Annotated in this window: 1 protein-coding gene; it reads left to right on the plus strand. The window is 68.1% G+C overall.

The features are described from left to right. On the plus strand, positions 1-364 hold a 364-nt coding region (locus B3D39_RS03595; protein ID WP_286789388.1), incomplete at both ends, for an ABC transporter ATP-binding protein.

Below are 364 nucleotides of genomic sequence, written 5' to 3' on the forward strand. Positions count from 1 at the left end.
CGGCCCGTCGGGCTGCGGGAAATCGACGATCCTGCGCATGATCGCAGGGCTCGAGACCCCGAGCGGCGGCGAGATCATCATCGGCGGACGCCGCGTCGAGGGGCCGGGCCGCGACCGGGGCATGGTCTTTCAGGCCTACACCTCCTTCGACTGGCTGACGGTGCGCAAGAATGTCGAGTTCGGGATGCAGATCAACGGTGTCCCGGCCGCCGAGCGTCGCGAACGCGCGGAACGTTTCATCAATCTCGTGGGGCTCGGGAAATTCGCCGAGGCCTACCCGTCGCAGCTCTCGGGCGGGATGCGTCAGCGCGTCGCCATCGCGCGCACGCTGGCCAACGACCCGGAAGTGCTGCTGATGGACGAG

The organism is Thioclava sp. UBA3469 (assembly GCF_002378135.1).
Lineage (GTDB): Bacteria > Pseudomonadota > Alphaproteobacteria > Rhodobacterales > Rhodobacteraceae > Thioclava > Thioclava sediminum.